This is a genomic window from uncultured Campylobacter sp., from assembly GCF_938017615.1.
In the GTDB taxonomy this organism is placed as follows: domain Bacteria; phylum Campylobacterota; class Campylobacteria; order Campylobacterales; family Campylobacteraceae; genus Campylobacter_B.
In genome coordinates, this window is record NZ_CALIJA010000080.1 from 1 (window position 1) to 17,431 (window position 17,431).

14 protein-coding genes are annotated in these 17,431 nt (G+C 45.0%); 8 read left to right on the forward strand and 6 right to left on the reverse strand.

Annotated elements, in window-relative coordinates; translation table 11 throughout:
* Nucleotides 1-43: 43 nt before the first annotated feature.
* Nucleotides 44-1,390 carry a DASS family sodium-coupled anion symporter gene (locus Q0620_RS03690; protein WP_297897219.1) on the reverse strand — a complete coding sequence of 449 codons (1,347 nt, stop codon included), beginning with the start codon at nt 1,388-1,390 and terminating at the stop codon, nt 44-46.
* Nucleotides 1,391-2,023: 633 nt separating this feature from the next.
* On the opposite strand from Q0620_RS03690, the gene Q0620_RS03695 reads away from it, so the two are divergent.
* On the forward strand, nt 2,024-2,656 hold the full coding sequence (locus Q0620_RS03695) for a hypothetical protein (protein ID WP_298783261.1): 633 nt from the start codon (nt 2,024-2,026) through the stop codon (nt 2,654-2,656).
* An 807-nt stretch (nt 2,657-3,463) separates the two neighbouring features.
* Here Q0620_RS03695 and purB read toward each other — a convergent pair.
* A complete protein-coding gene (gene purB / locus Q0620_RS03700) occupies nt 3,464-4,795 on the reverse strand; it encodes an adenylosuccinate lyase (protein ID WP_297882648.1) in 1,332 nt (443 codons plus the stop codon).
* 75 nt (nt 4,796-4,870) lie between these two features.
* On the opposite strand from purB, the gene Q0620_RS03705 reads away from it, so the two are divergent.
* Together Q0620_RS03705 and Q0620_RS03710 are read left to right on the forward strand one after the other, a co-directional pair.
* Nucleotides 4,871-6,271: an RluA family pseudouridine synthase gene (locus Q0620_RS03705; protein ID WP_298783262.1), complete on the forward strand. Its 1,401-nt coding sequence runs from the start codon at nt 4,871-4,873 to the stop codon at nt 6,269-6,271.
* 244 nt (nt 6,272-6,515) lie between these two features.
* Nucleotides 6,516-7,100: a hypothetical protein gene (locus Q0620_RS03710; RefSeq protein WP_298783263.1), complete on the forward strand. Its 585-nt coding sequence runs from the start codon at nt 6,516-6,518 to the stop codon at nt 7,098-7,100.
* Nucleotides 7,101-7,861: 761 nt separating this feature from the next.
* Here the strand turns inward: Q0620_RS03710 and Q0620_RS03715 are convergent.
* From Q0620_RS03715 to hisF, 4 genes are all read right to left on the reverse strand, one after another.
* Nucleotides 7,862-8,242, reverse strand: coding sequence for a hypothetical protein (locus Q0620_RS03715; protein ID WP_298783264.1), 381 nt, complete (start codon nt 8,240-8,242; stop codon nt 7,862-7,864).
* Nucleotides 8,243-8,480: 238 nt separating this feature from the next.
* Nucleotides 8,481-9,590, reverse strand: a complete 1,110-nt coding sequence (gene rlmN, locus Q0620_RS03720; protein WP_298783265.1) for a 23S rRNA (adenine(2503)-C(2))-methyltransferase RlmN — start codon at nt 9,588-9,590, stop codon at nt 8,481-8,483.
* Complete coding sequence (locus Q0620_RS03725) at nt 9,587-10,132, reverse strand: purine-nucleoside phosphorylase (RefSeq protein WP_298783267.1); 546 nt, start codon at nt 10,130-10,132, stop codon at nt 9,587-9,589. The genes rlmN and Q0620_RS03725 overlap by 4 nt, the downstream gene beginning before the upstream one ends.
* Nucleotides 10,133-10,485: 353 nt before the next feature.
* On the reverse strand, nt 10,486-11,382 hold the full coding sequence (gene hisF / locus Q0620_RS03730; RefSeq protein ID WP_298783268.1) for an imidazole glycerol phosphate synthase subunit HisF: 897 nt from the start codon (nt 11,380-11,382) through the stop codon (nt 10,486-10,488).
* A gap of 91 nt (nt 11,383-11,473) precedes the next feature.
* Between hisF and rsmA the strand changes: the two genes are divergently transcribed.
* The 5 genes from rsmA (at nt 11,474) to ybaK (ending at nt 17,101) form a co-directional block, all read left to right on the forward strand.
* Entirely contained in the window at nt 11,474-12,334 is an 861-nt protein-coding gene (gene rsmA, locus Q0620_RS03735; RefSeq protein ID WP_298783269.1) for a 16S rRNA (adenine(1518)-N(6)/adenine(1519)-N(6))-dimethyltransferase RsmA, read from the forward strand.
* Nucleotides 12,315-14,504 carry an RNase J family beta-CASP ribonuclease gene (locus Q0620_RS03740; protein WP_298783270.1) on the forward strand — a complete coding sequence of 730 codons (2,190 nt, stop codon included), beginning with the start codon at nt 12,315-12,317 and terminating at the stop codon, nt 14,502-14,504. Before rsmA ends, Q0620_RS03740 begins: the two co-directional genes overlap by 20 nt.
* 375 nt (nt 14,505-14,879) lie before the next feature.
* Entirely contained in the window at nt 14,880-15,842 is a 963-nt protein-coding gene (locus Q0620_RS03745) for a KpsF/GutQ family sugar-phosphate isomerase (RefSeq protein ID WP_298783271.1), read from the forward strand.
* A gap of 8 nt (nt 15,843-15,850) precedes the next feature.
* Nucleotides 15,851-16,612 (forward strand): pseudouridine synthase, encoded by a 762-nt coding sequence (locus Q0620_RS03750; RefSeq protein WP_298783273.1) that lies wholly within the window; start codon nt 15,851-15,853, stop codon nt 16,610-16,612.
* 15 nt (nt 16,613-16,627) lie between these two features.
* Nucleotides 16,628-17,101 carry a Cys-tRNA(Pro) deacylase gene (gene ybaK, locus Q0620_RS03755; RefSeq protein WP_298783272.1) on the forward strand — a complete coding sequence of 158 codons (474 nt, stop codon included), beginning with the start codon at nt 16,628-16,630 and terminating at the stop codon, nt 17,099-17,101.
* Nucleotides 17,102-17,431 lie beyond the last annotated feature (330 nt).

The following is a 17,431-nucleotide window of genomic DNA, read 5'->3' on the forward strand; positions in this document are numbered from 1 at the left end:
TTAGTCCGAGCAGATACCCGGACTATAGAATTTTGACGGAATTTTACGAGTAAAAAATATACGCGTAGCCGGAAACTAAAATCGCGGAAACCACTGCTAAAATTCCGCCACTCCGCACCATTTCCGCCTGGCGAATGCGTCCCGTTCCAAAAACCAAAGCATTCGGCGGCGTCGCTACCGGCATTACGAAAGCGCAGCTCGCGCCTACGCCTATGATGATCGTAAGAGTTTCTTTCGGTAGCCCCATTTGAGCCGCTACTCCCGCAAATACTGGTACTAAAAGTGCAGCGGAGGCGGTATTGCTGGTAAATTCCGTAAGGCAGATGATAAAAACTGCCGTTACCAAAAGTACGATGTAAGTAGGCGCTCCACCGAAAGTGTGCGCGACTAGATCGCCAAGCACCTTAGAAGCTCCGGAATCGCCTAAAACCGCACTTAGCGTAAGTCCGCCGCCGAAAAGCAACAGCACGCCCCACTCGGTGTTTTCGGCGATGTCGTGCCATTTAGCAAGTCCTAGTATGACGATTACGACTGCCGAGCAGATGGCGACGTAAGCATCGTCCACCTTAAAGCCCACAAGGGCTGAAATTTGCTTTGAAAATATCCAGCCAAGCGCTGTTAGAGCAAATACGACGATCGTAATAATGCGCTCGCGCGTCCAAGGGATATGTTCCAGATCCATCTCTATTTTATGGCTTAAATTCGGCTTGAAAATTATATAAAGCACCACAAGCATTATCGGTAGCATCACGCACATTAGCGGCAAACCTACCTTCATCCAGTCCGCGAAGCTGTAGTGCAAGGCTTGAGCCACGATTAAATTTGGCGGAGATCCCACGAGCGTGCCCAGACCTCCGATGCTTGCAGAATACGCGATACCCAAAAGCAAAAACACGAGCGTGCCGCGATCTTTGCTCTCGTCCATGTTAGCGCAAATTCCAAGCGCGATCGGAAGCATCATCGCAGCAGTTGCGGTGTTTGAAACCCACATCGAAAGGATTGCCGTAGCAAGGCAGATTAAAATCGCAGCCACACCTAAGCGACCGCCTGCGCGGGCGATTAGCCACATCGCGATCTTTTTATCGAGCTTTTGCATATGCAGAGCCGTTGCCAGCGCGAAGCCGCCGAAAAAGGTAAAGATCGTAGGGTTTGCAAAATTTGCAAGCGTGCTTTTGATGGTGGCAGCTGTGAAAGTGCCATCTTTAGCGAATTTACCAAGTCCGATAGCTACCGCAAGCACCGGCACCATAAGCGCGGTTACCGTGATATGCACGGCCTCTGTAAGCCACATAATCGCGATAAAAGCAAGCAGTGCAAGGCCTTTTTTAACATTGGGCTCAAATGGTAACGCGGCATATAGCGCAAAGCCCACAGCAGCGGCAATCGCCATAATGATGACACCACGCTTAGGAAACGGCACGGTGTCGGTGAGCCTGTCTAAACCCAGCTCGTCTACGTCTGAGTCCAGTGGTCCTTGCAAGCGGGAGTTGCGTAACTCCACTTTGTGTTCTTCCATAAATACTCCTTTTTTGGATTTGGCTTATGATACAAAAATGAGGCGGGAATTTTATAAATTCCAAATCAAATCGTCTTAAATTTTTAAAAGTGCAGTTACTATCGGTAACACGGCACTTATCTCGTGTGTAAATTTTAAATTATACATAAAAACGAACAACTAAGTAAGCGCTTTAAATTTCATCACAGATTATTTTTTAATGACACCCGGCATTTAAATTTGCTAACTGCTCAAGGGAGGCGGCGTAGAATTTCGTCGAATTCTGTGCTGGCAATCGAGATAGAATTCTGTCCTTAGCAAACGAGATAAAATTTTATCCAAGGCGAGTGAGATAAAATTCCAAGTCTTGTCGCGAAATTCATCGAAATTTCAAAAAAAGGATATTATAATCAGCAAATTTTAAACGTGCTTATGAGGGAGCTTGGCGGAAGACGCTCAAAGATAGCAAGCGGTAAAATGGCAAAGCGGCGGCGGAAAGCCCGAAATTATAAATTATAAGGAGAAAATGTGAAAAACAAAATTTTAATCGCGGCGTTTGCCGCTGCGGTATGCGTGAGTTCAAGCTTTGGCGAGGGGATATTTTTAGGTATCGAGGGAGATTATTCTTTTAAATCCAGCATCACTACTAAATGGTCTGACGAGGACGATTCTGGCACGAATAAAGATAATAAGGGGCAGGCTGCGCTCGGCTTTAAAGGCGGCTATGATTTTGGTATAGCTAGGGCGTACGGCGAGTACTTGTATGATTTCAAAGCTTCGAAAACTGGCACTGACGAGGACATCATATTTAAACACGAGTGGAATAAGCACAGCTTGCTCGTAGGCGGGGATTTTACGCCTGAGATTACGAATGGCTTTAAACTCGTAACGGGCGCATATACAGGAGTTTCATTTTTGAAATATAAAATTTATTCGTATGACGAATCTGACGGAAGCAGCGATTCGCTTTCAAAGACTCTGCCTGGCTGGGTCATCGGTGCAAGACTGGGTGGGCTATATAGCTTTGATGAGCATAACGAGATCGAGTTTGGCTACAAGGCGGACTACACGAGATACAAGGCTAGTAAGCTCGGAGAGGATATAGATAAAGCCTACGAGACCAATCATGGACTATATTTAGGATACAATTTTAAATTCTAAAAATTCTAATGTGCTAGCGCAGGATGGAGCGAACGAACTCCCGCTCCATCCGTTTTAAATTCCAAATAATTATTAGATGTCAAATCGCAGAATTGTTTAATCTGAGATTTGCTAGCAATTCAGATGTAATTATATGATAATCAAGGGTGCTGCCGGTACTAGACGTCAAATTTTATCTGCTTACGCGTATAAAATTTTAAAATTTTTAAAAATATCATTACGCAAGCTTAATTTCCTATTTTTAGTGCTATCTGTTAAGCGCTTAAATTTATGGAATTTATGAAATTTTACTCAATCCGCTTTTTTCTAAGAATCGTTAAAATCTCAAGTTGAAAAAGCGGAATTTTATCAATGTCTCCATTTGCCACTTTAAATTTGTTTCATAATTGTTTCGGATATCTCACGACTCCTGGTTCGAGTACGACACAGAAATGCTATTTTGCTTTATGGAAATCTCGCATTTACATCTTCGAGATTAGCACTTAAATTTTGCGGTAAAATTCTAAAACTACTACACCTAAGAATTTTACCGTTTTAAAGCATTAAATTTTACGATTTTGATGTTAGCCGCAAGCGTAGAATTTTGCCTTTATAGATTCATGGTAAAAGCAGTGGCGCTTGTTCTTACGGATTTAGATACCAGATTTATCCACAAGCGCTACGCTTTTACTAAAATTTTATCTTTATCAAAATTTTAAAATTTCAATCGCTGTTTTTAAAGTACTTCGGCGCAAACATAAATTTCTAGCCGCCTCGCTATATTTTATAGGCTTGCTCGGAGCTTTAAAATAGCAAGCCGCGTGTCTGCTATTTGCCAAAAACCCTAGCGAAAATCGCGTCCACATTTTTAGTGTAATATCCGTAGTCAAAGCACTCTTTGATCTCGCTTTCGCTTAGTTTTTCTCGTAGCTTTGTATCTGCGAGCAGATTTTGTAAAAATAGGCTATGCCCTTGCTCATCTATAGCTTTTTTGCCCTCTTGCAGATCCGCCCAGACCTTCATCGCATTACGCTGTACGATCTTATAGGCATCCTCTCTGCTAACTCCTCGTTTAGGCAGTTCTAGCAGCACGCGCTGCGAAAACACGAGCCCACCGGTTAAATTTAGATTTCTCATCATATTTTCAGGATATACGAGCAGTTTTTCGATCAAGCTTGTCAAGCGATTTAGCATAAAATCAGCAGTTATAAAGCCATCAGGGAGGATAAATCGCTCGACCGAGCTATGGCTGATGTCGCGTTCGTGCCATAGCGCTACATCCTCCATCGCGGGTATTGCGAAGCTACGGATCATACGACATAGTCCCGTTACGTTTTCGCTAAGTACGGGATTTCGTTTGTGTGGCATCGCAGAGCTGCCCTTTTGACCTGGGCTAAAAAATTCCTCTGCCTCATAAACCTCGGTGCGTTGATAGTGGCGGATTGCGATAGCGATCTTTTCGCAGCTGGAAGCCAGGATTGCAAGTGCGCTCATTACCTGCGCGTAGCGATCGCGCTGGATGACTTGATTGGATGCGGGAGCGGGCTTTAGCCCCAGATATTCGCACACTAGCTCTTCCAGCTCTAGTGGAGCGTGGGCGAAATTCCCCATCGCACCGCTTATTTTGCCGTAGCTGATAACGCTTTTTGCGTGTTGCAAAAGCTCTAGCGCGCGATTTATCTCATCATACCAGACCGCAAGCACGAGTCCGAAAGTGATCGGCTCGCCGTGGATACCGTGGCTGCGCCCGACCATCAGTGTCATTTTATGCTTCATGGCTTGAGATTTTATCGCGGCTTTTAAATTTTGCACATCCTCAATGATAAGCTCCATGCTTTCTTTGATTTGTAGCGCGACGGCGGTATCGATGCAATCGCTGCTAGTCATGCCGTAATGCACGAAGCGGCTCTCCTGCCCAAGACTCTCACTCACGCTCGTTAGAAATGCAATCACGTCGTGCTTGGTGGTCTTTTCGATCTCATCTATCCGCTCGATCCTAAAGCTTGCGTTTTGTAGAATTTTATCTTTATCGCAGTCACTTATTAAACCTAGTTTATTCCACGCCTTAACTGCTGCGAGCTCGACTTTTAGCCACGCGTCGTATTTGGCTTGCAAGCTCCATTTTTCAGACATCTCTTTTCTTGCGTATCTTTCGACCATTTTAGTAGCCTTTCGGTTAGAATTTCTTGTATAATGATGGCAAAAATTATATAAAAATAGGGCTGAAAGTTTAATATGGGTTATGAGAAAAGAAGCCTGGGAAGCTTTGAGGGGCGTAAAATTTACGAAATTCTGCTTAGCCTCGGATACGATATGAAATCCGCGCAGCGCATCTGTGACAAGCATCGCGTAACCGATGCAGAGGATCAAAATTTGCATAAAAACTCCGTCGCGCACGGAGAAATTTTTTTGATCGATTATAAATGCGAGCCGCGCGGACTGAAGCCGATTTTTGAGTGCGACGAGTTCGCGGCATTCGATAAGCCGAGCGGCATCCTAAGCCACCCCAGCGGCAGAAACTCCCCCTACAATATGTACGACGAGATCTGGTCGCTATACGGGCAGGACGCGTGCGTGGCGCACAGGCTTGATTTAGAAACCAGCGGAATTCTTATCGTCGCTAAGGATAAAGACGCGGCACGCGAGCTTAAAGAGTGCTTCGAACAGCGTAGGGTGATGAAAAGCTATCTAGCGCTCGTACGAGGGGATTTGCAAAGTGCTGCTTGCAATGGCGAGATAGAGAATTGCTATGCGCTAGACTTTGATGAAATTTGCGGATCAAAATTTGCGGGCGATGCTGTGAGTTTGCCAAGTAGCGTATCGGATCTGCGCGATACACTAGCTCTAAAAGGAGTAGGCAATAAATTTGGATTTAATATCTTGTCTAATAGTGCGAGTAGGAGATTATGGTGCGATGCTCTATCTGACGGCATGCAAGCTAAATTTGAATCTGGCGCTCTTGCTGGCGATGTTGGCAGCGGATCTGAATTTGATGCTTTATCCTACGGCGTGAGCGATAAGCTTAAACCCACTATCGCGATGAGTAGCGCGGATAACGGACATAAACCTTGCGCCTTATCTGTGGCTAAATCTTTGCCAGCTACTTCTAAGGGCTGTACAAATTTGAAAAAATTTGAGCCTGCAAAATACGCAAAATTTAGCGAGAAACTGAAATTTTTAAAGGATTTTGAGGGGTTTGTGATTGATGCTCCGATCGCTCCTAGCGACGAGTTTGCCGATCTTAAAATTCGTATGAAAATATCGCGCGACGGTAAGGAGGCGATCACGCTGATACGCCCGCTGCGATATTTCTCGGACATAGACGCTAGCCTGATCGAGTGCTATCCGCTGACGGGTAGGCAGCATCAGATCAGGCTGCATCTATTTGCCGCGGGTGCGCCGATATTGGGAGAGCCGCTGTATGGGCTTTCGCGCGAGCAAGCGGAGCGGATATTGGATAAAAAGATGGATGAGACAGAGCGGATCAGAACGACGGGAGCGCCGAGATTGTTGCTACACGCGAATGCGATTTGCTTTGAACTAGGCGGCGAACGATACGAGATAAAAAGCGAATTTGACGCCGCAAGAGAGTTTTATAATCTCGCGAAAATCGGTAAAATTCAAGCAACTCAATAAAATTTTAAAGCGGCGACGATTATTTTTATGATCAGGATTTTGCTTTTGCTGGTTTTTATAAAATTTTGTGCTTACAATGGCATTAATTTATTAATTTCTCATCTGTAGTTATTTGAAAATTTTAAGACGATTTTATTTTGCGATGGCTATAATTCATAATTAGAATATTAGTAATTTTGAATAAAGGATGAAAATGTTGTGGTGGGAAAAAACAGTAGAGTATTATTTTGTAAAGCAGTGCTTGTTGGACATCGACATAGCTCCACTTGATGGTGATGTAGAAAAAATAGGTGATGCCTTAACACACAACAATGGGAAGTTTTTACTTATAGAGTTTAAAAGGGCATTCGAGAATTTATCCTCAGAAAAGAAGAAATATGCAGATTGGGGACAAAGTGCTAAGGCTATAAAAGCATATAATTCAGCTTGGCTAGACGGTGGGTTTCATATATTTATTTTCGGTAGCGAAGATGACGATAAATTTGAGCTTAGAGCGCATAAATATTGGATGCTTCAAGATAAGTTAGGTGGTAGTATAAAAGATTTTAAACCCGATGTTGATTCTTTTAAAAAATACAATCAAGAACATGGAATATTTAAAAGAGAATTTGACGAATACGCTAATTTTCTATTTAAGCAAAAGGGCGGGGCGGGAAGCTCTGTTAATTTAGAAAGCTCGGCATTGATAGCAAGCACGGGAAGTAAAACGGTAGTTGCTTCTTTTGGGGAATATTGCAAGAGGGCACTTGGTTTGGGCATAGATCGTAGCATAGAACAAAAACAAACAATAGAAATATCGCAAGATATTGGCATGAGACTTGGATTGTAATTGTTAATTTCTATGAAAATTCGAAATGCTAAGGGTGGATTAGAAGGAATTTATGGATGATTTCAGTGTTTGTTTTGGCATAATCGCGAGTTTAATGGTACGTAAATTTAAAATCCGGATAGCAATATATAACCAATATGAGAGAAACTTTATAAATGTCAAAGCGAGAGAAGAAATGCGATATTCATCGTTGTATCGATAAAATTCTACACCCATTCATTTATACAATCGTAATTGCAAATTAGTGCGAAATTTGATCGGTAAGATGTGTGTAAGATTAAGACGCGGCAGTTAATTTTTATTATTTTGGCTTCTTGTATTTGCATATGGTAAAAGTGATAAAAAAATGCGTAAAATTTAGCCTAAAAGTAACTATAAAAATTTGTTTTGTGCTTTAAAATTTGGTTTATTTTATTCAAATAGCCATAAACGCTACTTCCGCTTCGCCGATATTAATGACCTCGCCTTTGCGCGCCATCACGCCTAGGCCGTGCTCCATGTCCCACGAGTAGCTAAACTCAAAGCCGATTTTGCGTCGTCTAGGATATAGATATTTTACAGCTCCAATAGTTCGCTAAGCTCCTGTGGCGTGCTGATACCTGGCATGAAATCGCTTTTCGTCTCACTCGGATAGTCGTAGATCTCCTGCCATTTTGGGTAGTTTTTTAAAATTTCAGCTAAGATGTCTGTTAAAAATTCTTCCTGATTTTGCTTTAGAAATTCTACGCGTCCGATTGTGCCTGGCTAGGCTCGCCCGTCTCTTAGCTATCTTCATCTAAAAAGGTGCAGCGAAACTCGCCCTCTTGCTCTAAAGCTTTGCCGAAATACTCCAGTCGCAGCGAGGAACTAAAGTCCTCGTATCCCTCATCTTCAAATTTGGATAAAATTTTAGGTTCTGCAAGATGCGCATTAAAAAACTCCGCGACCTTTGGGCTGCGGGTGAAAAGATACTCCTCATTTGCTTCGTAACTTTTGCGCAAAAATTTAAGCGCCTCCTGCTCTGCGCCGCACTCCAAGCAGCATTCGCCCTTGTAATAATCGCTCACGTAGGGCGGATTTTCATTGCTTCTGGCGTGCTTGTCCATCTCGTCTAGCCAGCGCAGCATATTTGGGGCGTCGTCCGCCCATTTGTTCTCATTCACCATGCGCGCCGCGTAGATGTATGAGGCGTAGACGCGGTATTTCTCATCGTCCGCCTCTGCCCATTTTGCCTCGATAAAGCGGACAATTTCCGCTTTTGTAATCTAGGATTTTTTAAGCAGCGATCTGTCTAAGAAGACGCCGATCTCATCCATTATTTTTTGCGCGTCCATTGCTACTCCTTTATAATTTTTTTGCCGATCTGCCTTACGGTCTGAAAATAATCGCCGAATTTTTCCTCTACTTGTTCGAAATTTTATCGGCACTGATACCACTTTGAGCCGGAATTTTACCTTGCTCGTTTCTTTGTTTGAGCTGTCCGCACGCTGCACTGATATCTAGCCCCTTGCTCTGGCGGATCGTACATGTTATGCCGTGCGCGCATAGATAGTCCTGGAATTTCACCATATTTTCAGGGCTTGGTCTGCCAAAGCTTGAGCCTTCGTGCGGATTAAAATAGATCAGATTTACTTTTGCGCGAATGCCGTGCAGAAGCTTCACTAGCGTTTTGGCATCGCTTGAGCGGTCATTTATCCCATCGATCATTAGATATTCAAACATCACCCGCTTTCGCAGATCGATTGGGAACTCGCGCACCGCCTGCATGATCGATGCAATATTGTAGGCACGATTTATCGGCATTAGTTTTTCACGCAGTTCGTCATCCACTGCATGCAGTGAGATCGCGAGTAGTACGCCAAGATCCATTTCGCCAAGCTTTTTTATCTGCGTAGAAAGTCCGCTTGTACTTATCGTTTGGCGACGCGGCGCTATTGCGAGTCCGTCATTTTCTTTTAAAATTTGCACGGCTTTGGCAACGTTGTCTAGGTTATTAAGCGGTTCGCCCATCCCCATATATACGACATTGACGCGGCGCTCGTACGGGATCGCGTTCATTTTCTTGATGAGCCAAATTTGAGCCACGATTTCGCCTGGAGTTAAATTCCGTACGAAGCCACCTTTTGCTGTCAAGCAGAAGCTGCAGCCAATTTTGCAACCCACTTGCGAACTTACGCAGATTGAGTAGCGCGCGTGTCTTATAATTTTTTCGTTTTCATCTCGCAGCTCATCCTTCATCGGTAGCAGGACACTTTCTATCGTCTTGCCGTCTTTGAGAGCGAAAAGATATTTGATACTGCCATCGCTACTTGTTTCGGATCTGACGCATTCAAGCGGATCTAAATAAAAATTTTGAGCTAAACTTTGACGGATCTCTTTTGGTAGATTTAGCATTTGTGCAAAGTCATCCACATTCTTTTTGTAAATCCATTCGTAAATTTGCTTGGCTCTAAATTTTGGTTCGATGAAATTTTCAAGCTCTTTCATCGTAAAATCAAAGATATTTTTCAAATTAATGCCTTAGTTTTTAGATATTTAGTTAAATTTTCTTTTGCAGCGGCGTGATTTTTTAAAAAATCCGTGTGAGCATTTGGATCGCAGAAATTCGTCGCACAAAAAATTCCGTAAGCGGGAATTTGAAATTTTTGTGCTACCTTGAGAACCGCAAAAAATTCCATATTTTCTAAAAAATAACCTCGCTCAAAGAATTTTAGTGCGGATTTTTTATCGGTCGTGATAAAATTTGAGCTATTAGTTATTGTTTCATATGAAACATCGGCAGAATCCCTAGCTATAATTTCATAGTTAATCGGAGAGTATGAAAGCCCATAAAGCGCCGATACCTCGTAGTTTACAGCCGATCTGCTTTCATAAATTTTTAGAATTTTACCTTCTTTATATAGCCCTGCAGAACCCACGAAAATGATTTCACTCGGCAAGCTTTGCCTATTTTCGCATAAAAATTTAGTCAAATTTATACTCATATCCACTAGCCCTACACCCATAGGCAGGGCAAAATCAAAAATTTCATTTCGTCCGGCAGAGATTATCATTTACGCATTCACGCTTTCATTATTTTTCACTAATCATAGCAAAATGACGATAAATTTAAAGCTAAATTTTGAAATTTTTTCGCCGTAAAGTATTAGATGAAATTAAAATAAATCGAGTAAATATCTATGAGAGCTATACCCTTATCCTCCATAATGGTAGCAGCGCAGGTGGCGGGTAGAAGATGGAAAAGTATTTAAAAAAAGCTTATGATTTAGCTAAAACGAATAAATTTTACCTAAGCAAAATAATACTTGTCAAAAAACTTGCAAGATAACGAAGGGCTGAAATAAAATTAATTGTTTAGCCGCTTTGACAGCTAAGTTTCAACCCCACGGTATAAACCTGACTAAATTTACAGTCTCACTTCAATATTTTGTTCTCGCAAATACGCTTTTAGTGCCTTGATTTCGATTTCTCTGAAGTGAAAAATCGATGCCGCCAGGCATGCGTCCGCGCCCGCTAAAAATGCGTCTTTGAAGTGCTCTATTTTACCCGCACCGCCGCTTGCGATCACAGGGATATCAAGCGCGCTAAAAATCCGCGTCAAATTTAGCTCAAAGCCGTTTTTAACGCCGTCGCAGTCCATCGACGTGAGTAAAATTTCGCCTGCGCCGCGTTCCTGCGCCTCTTTCGCCCAAGCAAGCGCATCCCTGCCGGTATCTAGTCTGCCACCATTTATAAAAACGCTGTAGCCGCAAGGCTCGCCGTTCCCAGTTAAAATTTCATCCTGCGAGCTGCGTGAAGTCTCTCCAAAATTCTGTGCTTCATTGCGTAAATTTGCGTTCAAATTCCGTACCGCGCCATATAAATCGCCTAAATCGCCGCGCGAAATTTCACTCGAATTTCGTTTCGCGTCGATCGCGACGACGACGCACTGCGAGCCGAATTTATTCGCCGCTTCGTCTATCAAATTTGGATTTTTTATCGCGGCCGAATTGAGGCTTATTTTGTCGCAGCCAACGTTTAGTAGGCGCGAGATATCGTCGATCGTGCGGATACCCCCGCCCACGGTCAGCGGGATAAAAAGCTCACGCGCTACCCGCTCTACGACGTCCACGATCGTATCGCGCTCAAGGTGCGACGCCGTAATGTCGAGGAAGCACAGCTCATCCGCGCCCTCCTCGTTGTAACGCTTGGCTATCTCGACCGGATCGCCCGCATCCACGAGGCCTACGAAATTTACGCCCTTTACCACGCGTCCGTCTTTGACGTCAAGGCATGGGATTATGCGTTTTGCGAATCTATTCAAAGCAGCCCTTCGGAATAAAATTTTTTATGATTTTAGCTAAATTTTACTTAACATAATGACTTTATAAGTAAAATTTGGCTAGACTCTCGCGATGATTAGGGCGAAAAAAGAGTTCGGGCAAAATTTTTTAAAAGACGAAGCCGTTTTAAGCAAGATCATCCAAGCGATTCCCGAGAACATGCAAAATGTCGTTGAAATCGGGGCTGGCTTAGGTGATTTAACTCGCAAGCTTTTGGAATTTTACAGATTAAAAAGTTTCGAGATAGATGAGGATTTATATCAAATTTTAAGCGCTAAATTTGCGCAGCAGATCGCTAGCGGCGAGCTTGAGCTCGTTTTGGGCGATGCTTTGCGGATTTGGCAGCAGCAGGGTCTTGAGCGCGGCGAATATTTTTTAGTCGCAAATTTGCCCTACTACGTCGCTACAAAGATGATTTTGCAGGCGATCGACGATGAGTTGTGCAGCGGATTTTTGGTGATGATCCAAAAGGAGGTCGCTTTAAAATTCTGCGCCAAAGCCGGGCAGAGCGATTTTAGCGCTCTTTCGATCCTGGCGGATCTCGCGGGCGGTTGCGAGCTTCTATTCGACGTTGAGCCCGGCTGCTTCGAGCCCGCGCCAAAGGTAACTTCGTCGGTGATCAGGCTCGTAAAAGGCAAAAATTTCAAGCCCGGTGCCGAGACAAACGCAGATAGCCTCGGCGTAAAAAGTTGCGCTCAGCTCCAAAATCTCGATGAATACGAGAAATTTAAAAGCTTTTTGCGCGTATCTTTCAGCGCGCCGCGAAAGACGCTTATTAAAAATTTAAGCGCAAAATTTGATAGAGGCTTAGCCGAAGAGATCTTTTTAAATTTGAAAATTCCGCCCACGGTTCGGGCGCACGAGTTAAATTCCACCCTTTTTTTAGAAATTTTTAAAAGCTTAAAGGTAAAAGATGGAAAAAAACAGAAATGAAAACGGCATCGAACGACTCAAAAAAAGCAATCGCTACAAAAAACGCAAGGAAAATCTAAAAAAATCTATCGCGAGTGAGGGCTCTGCAGGCGGCGCGGAATTTGGCGGCGAGCATGAAAACGGCTCCCGCAAAAATAAAGACGCGAAAAACGGACAAAATTCCGCTCGTTCAAAGGGTTCAAAAAACGGCTCTCGTAACGGATCGAATTCTGTGGGCGGCGCGTCAAATGGCAGTTCAAACGCCGCACATTCAAACGGCGCGGGCGGTTCAAATTTAAACCGCGACGGTCGTGCAAAATCAAATAGCAGCAGCGCAAAAGGCGCAAATCCTAGCGCCGCAGACGATACGAGCTCTTCGGACTCGCAGAAAAAGAAAAAGCACAAAAAGCGCTCCAATATGCCAAAGAGCCTTACCGGCAACGAGCCGTGGCAGAAGGCGATGGAAGAGGCGATCGCGGAAAATAAGCTAATCCACGAGGAGCGCCTGCATCCGCTTAAAAATGCTAATCGTAGCGATGAGGCGGTGCGTATCACGCCGCTTGGCGGACTGGGCGAGATCGGCGCGAATATGACCGTTTTTGAGACCAACACGAGCGCGATCATCGTCGATGTGGGCATGAGCTTTCCGGAGGAGAGTATGCTTGGCGTGGATATTTTAATCCCCGACTTCGATTATGTTCGCAAGATAAAAAACAAGATCAAAGGCATCATTATCACCCACGCGCATGAGGATCACATCGGCGCGATGCCATATTTTTTCAAAGAATTTCAATTCCCGATCTACGCTACGCCGCTTCCTCTGGGGATGATAAGCAATAAATTTGAAGAGCATGGCCTAAAAGCCGAGCGTAGCTATTTCCGCCCAGTGCAGAAGCGCCAGCTCTATCAGATCGGCGATTTTGAGGTCGAGTTTATCCATATAACACACTCGATTATCGATGCAAGCGCGCTTGCGATCACGACGAAGGCAGGCACGATCATCCACACGGGCGATTTTAAGATCGACCACACGCCGATTGACGGCTATCCGACCGATCTGAACCGCCTGGCGTATTACGGCGATCGCGGAGTTATGCTTTTGATGAGCGATAGTACAAACTCGCACAAAGAGGGGATCACAAAGTCCGAAAGCTCAGTAGGAAAGACCTTTGATACGATATTTTCAAGCTGTAAGGGGCGCGTGATAATGAGCACCTTCAGCTCAAACATCCACCGCGTCTATCAGGCTATCGAGCGCGGCGTAAAATACGGCCGCAAGGTCTGCGTCATCGGACGAAGTATGGAGCGAAATTTATTTACCGCGATGGAGCTTGGCTACGTAAATTTAGACAAAAAGATCTTTGTCGATGCCGATCAGGTCTCCAAATACCCCGATAATGAGGTTTTAATCGTTACTACCGGCTCGCAGGGCGAGACGATGAGCGCGCTGTACCGCATGGCGACGGACGAGCACAAATACATTAAAATCAAATCCACCGATCAGGTAATCATCAGCGCTAAAGCAATCCCCGGCAACGAAAGCAGTGTCTCAACTGTGCTTAACTACCTGCTAAAAAGCGGCGCAAAGGTCGCATATCAGGACTTTAGCGAGATACACGTAAGCGGGCACGCCTCGATCGAGGAGCAAAAACTCATGCTGCGCCTAATAAAGCCGAAATTTTTCCTACCCGTGCACGGCGAGTACAACCACATCGTAAAGCACAAAGAAACCGCGATGGAGTGCGGCATCGAGGAGAAAAATATCTATCTGATGAACGACGGCGATCAGATGGAGGTTTGCGAAAAATATCTAAAGCGCGTCAAGACCGTCAAGACGGGCAAAGTCTTCATCGACAACCAGATCAACAAGCAGATCTCTGATGAGATCGTCAAGCACCGCCAAAATTTAGCCGATGCCGGCGTCGCGGTCATCATCGCGCAGATCGACAAAAACGAAAAGAGGCTCATTCAGACGCGCGTCATCACCTACGGGCTCGTCGCCGAGAACCAGACGGCGCACTTTACCAAAGAGATGCAGGGCATCATCGAGCAGTTTTTAGCGAATTTAAAAGATGAAATTTTGCTAGATCACTGGGCGCTGGAGGGCAAGATTCGCCAGGCCGTGCGAAAGCACATATTTAGAAAGATCAAAAAATATCCGACTATCGTGCCGGTGATTTATTTGATGTAAGCGCGGCTAAATTTTATGGATTTAAGGCTTGCTTTGCGGTGTCGTGGGTGCATGAAATTTTATGTTGCGGGCGTAGAGTACCGAATTTTATGACGTAAGCGGGCTTTGCAGCGTTGGAATTTAAAAGCGGCATTAGCAGGTCTTGTAGCGCGAAATTTTAAAGCAGCGAGTAAAATTGCGAGCGTAAAATTTCGGCGTAAAGCGAAATTTAAAGAGCGTCTAACAAGCCTGCGGCGAGCAGGCAGGGGAGCGTGGCGATTTTGTAGATTAGAATTTTATAGTGTAAATTTCAAAGGCGTGAAATTTTAGCTAGCGCAAATTTAGGCGCGGCGCAAAGAGGCACAAAATGAAGGCAAATTTTAAAAAGAAGGTTGAATGAGTGAAATTTTAGATACGGCACGAGAGGTGCTAAGGCTCGAAGGAGCGGAGCTTTTGCGGCATGCGGATCTTATCGGCGGCGAAATTGAGCGAGCCGTAAACTTGATCCTAGCTTGCAAAGGCAAGGTAATCGTCACCGGCGTGGGTAAGAGCGGCCACATAGGCGTTAAGATCGCTGCGACGCTTGCCAGCACCGGCACGCCGTCGTTTTTCGTCCACCCTACCGAGGCGCTGCACGGAGATTTGGGTATGATTGGCGAGGATGATATGGTGCTTGCGATCAGCTTTAGCGGCGAGAGCGAGGAGCTGGTTAGGATCCTACCTCACCTCAAACGCTTCGGCGTAAAGATCATCGCGATGGCGCGCGATAAAAACAGCTCGCTCGGCAAGGTTAGCGATGAGTTCATAAGCCTAAATATCGTCAAAGAGGCCTGCCCGCTAGGCGCCGCGCCTACGGTTTCTACAACGCTAACACTTGCGTTAGGAGATGCGTTAGCGATCTGCTTGATGAGACAGCGCAGATTCGGTAAAGAAGATTTTGCAAATTTCCACCCGGGCGGAAGCCTCGGCAAGCGGCTTTTCGTCAAAGTAAAAGATGTGATGCAAAGTAAAAATTTACCGGTTATAAAGCATAACGCCAGCTTAAAACAAGCCATCGACGTTATGACGCACGGAAAGCTCGGCACTGTTTTGTTAGTGGACGAAAAAGGCGCGCTCGAGGCGATCCTAAGCGACGGCGATCTGCGCCGAGCACTGATGCGAGAGGATTTTGACATCAATGACGGCGCGCTAAAATATGCCACTAAAAATCCTAAAATGCTGGACGATAAAAATATGCTCGCAATAGACGCGCTAAATTTGATCGAGCAATTTAAAATCCAGGTCCTGCCCGTGGTCGAAAACGGCGCGCCTGCGGGGATCTTACACATTCACGATCTAACGAGCCTGGGGCTAAAATAATGCAAAAGATGCGTCTGAATAAATTTATCTCTCATAACACCGCCTACTCACGCCGTGAGGCGGACGAGCTGATCAAGCAGGGCAAGGTTAGCATTAACGGTCGCGTCGTTAGCGATTTTATAGAGGTTAGCGGCGAGGAGAAGATCCGCATCGGCTCGCGCCTTATCAAGCCCAAGACGGAATTTACGATGATCGTTTATAACAAACGTAAAGGCGAGTTAGTTACTAAAAAAGACGATCGCGGCAGGCGGACGATTTACGATAGCTTGCCGGAGGGGTTTAGTAGATTTGTTAGCGTGGGGCGTTTGGATTTTGCAAGCGAGGGGCTTTTGCTGCTGACCGATGCGCCCGCGATCGCTACGGCGCTGATGAACAGCGACATCGAGCGAGAGTACTATCTAAAGGTAAAAGGCGAGGTGAGAGATGAGGTGGTAACGGCGATCCGCGAGGGCTTTTTTGCCGCAGATGCGAGCAAGGGCGCACACGCCAAGAGTAAGATCAAATCGATGGAATTTAAGCCCTTTTTGGGCTACCGCATAATGCCTAGCAGCGGCGGTTATACAAAGATAAAGGCGATCATCAACGAAGGTCAAAACCGTGAGCTGCGAAGATTTTTCGGCTATTTTGATCTGGATGTCGTGGAGCTTAAGCGCACGGCATTCGGTAGAATGACGCTTGGAACGCTAAAGCCCGGTAAATGGCGCTATTTTGATCAGAGTGAATACGAAGATCTGCGCGATTTTTTGAAAGAAAACAAAATCCGCTATTAAATTTAAGGAAGCGAAATGAGCTCAAAGACGAACGCCGCGCGCGTACTGGACGGTCTGAAAATCCCTTACGAGATCAAAGAATACGCGGTGGATCCTTTAAATTTAGACGCGGTGCATGTTGCAAACAGCGTGAACGAGCCGATCGAACGGGTCTATAAAACGATAGTTTGCACAGCGGATCACGAATACGTCGTGGCCTGCCTGCAAGGCGATCTAAATTTGGATCTCAAGGCGCTTGCGCACATCTGCGGGGCAAAGCGTTGCGAGCTGATGGATTTGAAGGATTTGCAAAAGGTCACGGGCTACGTCAGGGGCGGCTGCTCGCCGCTCGGTATGAAAAAGCACTTCCGCACTTTCATCGATGAAAGTGCGCTAACGCAGGAGAAAATTTATGTTAGCGCAGGCGTGCGGGGAAAACAGATCGCTCTCGCACCAAAGGACCTCGCCGCCGCTACCGAGGCGCAAATTTGTAAAATAACGCATGGCTAACGCGGTGTCACTTTTGCTGCCGTTTGCGTAAGTAACACCTGCGGCAAGCTAACGAAAATTTACACTGCGAATTAGACTTTAAATTTAGCGTTGCGGCGCCGTTTATTAAAACGAGCTCCTGCGCAGCAAGAAAATACAAATCAAATTTAATTCCGTGAAATTTATTATTGAAATTTTAGCACCGTGCACGATAAAAAATCTAAAATGAAATAATAAGTATGTGAGGAACAAAGCAAGCCTATTTTAAAGTGCATGCTTTGCGCGCGATCTGTTTTATTCGCTATAAATTTAGACTCACGGCGTTTGGAATCGTTTGCGATGAAATTTTAA

What these genes read in the sequence shown, in the direction of transcription:
- Q0620_RS03690 (WP_297897219.1), bottom strand. Translation starts at nt 1,390, where the DNA reads ATGGCGATTGCCGCTGCTGTGGGCTTTGCGCTATATGCCGCGTTACCA.
- purB (WP_297882648.1), bottom strand. Translation starts at nt 4,795, where the DNA reads ATGGTCGAAAGATACGCAAGAAAAGAGATGTCTGAAAAATGGAGCTTG.
- Q0620_RS03705 (WP_298783262.1), top strand. Translation starts at nt 4,871, where the DNA reads ATGGGTTATGAGAAAAGAAGCCTGGGAAGCTTTGAGGGGCGTAAAATT.
- Q0620_RS03725 (WP_298783267.1), bottom strand. Translation starts at nt 10,132, where the DNA reads ATGATAATCTCTGCCGGACGAAATGAAATTTTTGATTTTGCCCTGCCT.
- rsmA (WP_298783269.1), top strand. Translation starts at nt 11,474, where the DNA reads ATGATTAGGGCGAAAAAAGAGTTCGGGCAAAATTTTTTAAAAGACGAA.
- Q0620_RS03740 (WP_298783270.1), top strand. Translation starts at nt 12,315, where the DNA reads ATGGAAAAAAACAGAAATGAAAACGGCATCGAACGACTCAAAAAAAGC.
- Q0620_RS03745 (WP_298783271.1), top strand. Translation starts at nt 14,880, where the DNA reads ATGAGTGAAATTTTAGATACGGCACGAGAGGTGCTAAGGCTCGAAGGA.
- Q0620_RS03750 (WP_298783273.1), top strand. Translation starts at nt 15,851, where the DNA reads ATGCGTCTGAATAAATTTATCTCTCATAACACCGCCTACTCACGCCGT.
- ybaK (WP_298783272.1), top strand. Translation starts at nt 16,628, where the DNA reads ATGAGCTCAAAGACGAACGCCGCGCGCGTACTGGACGGTCTGAAAATC.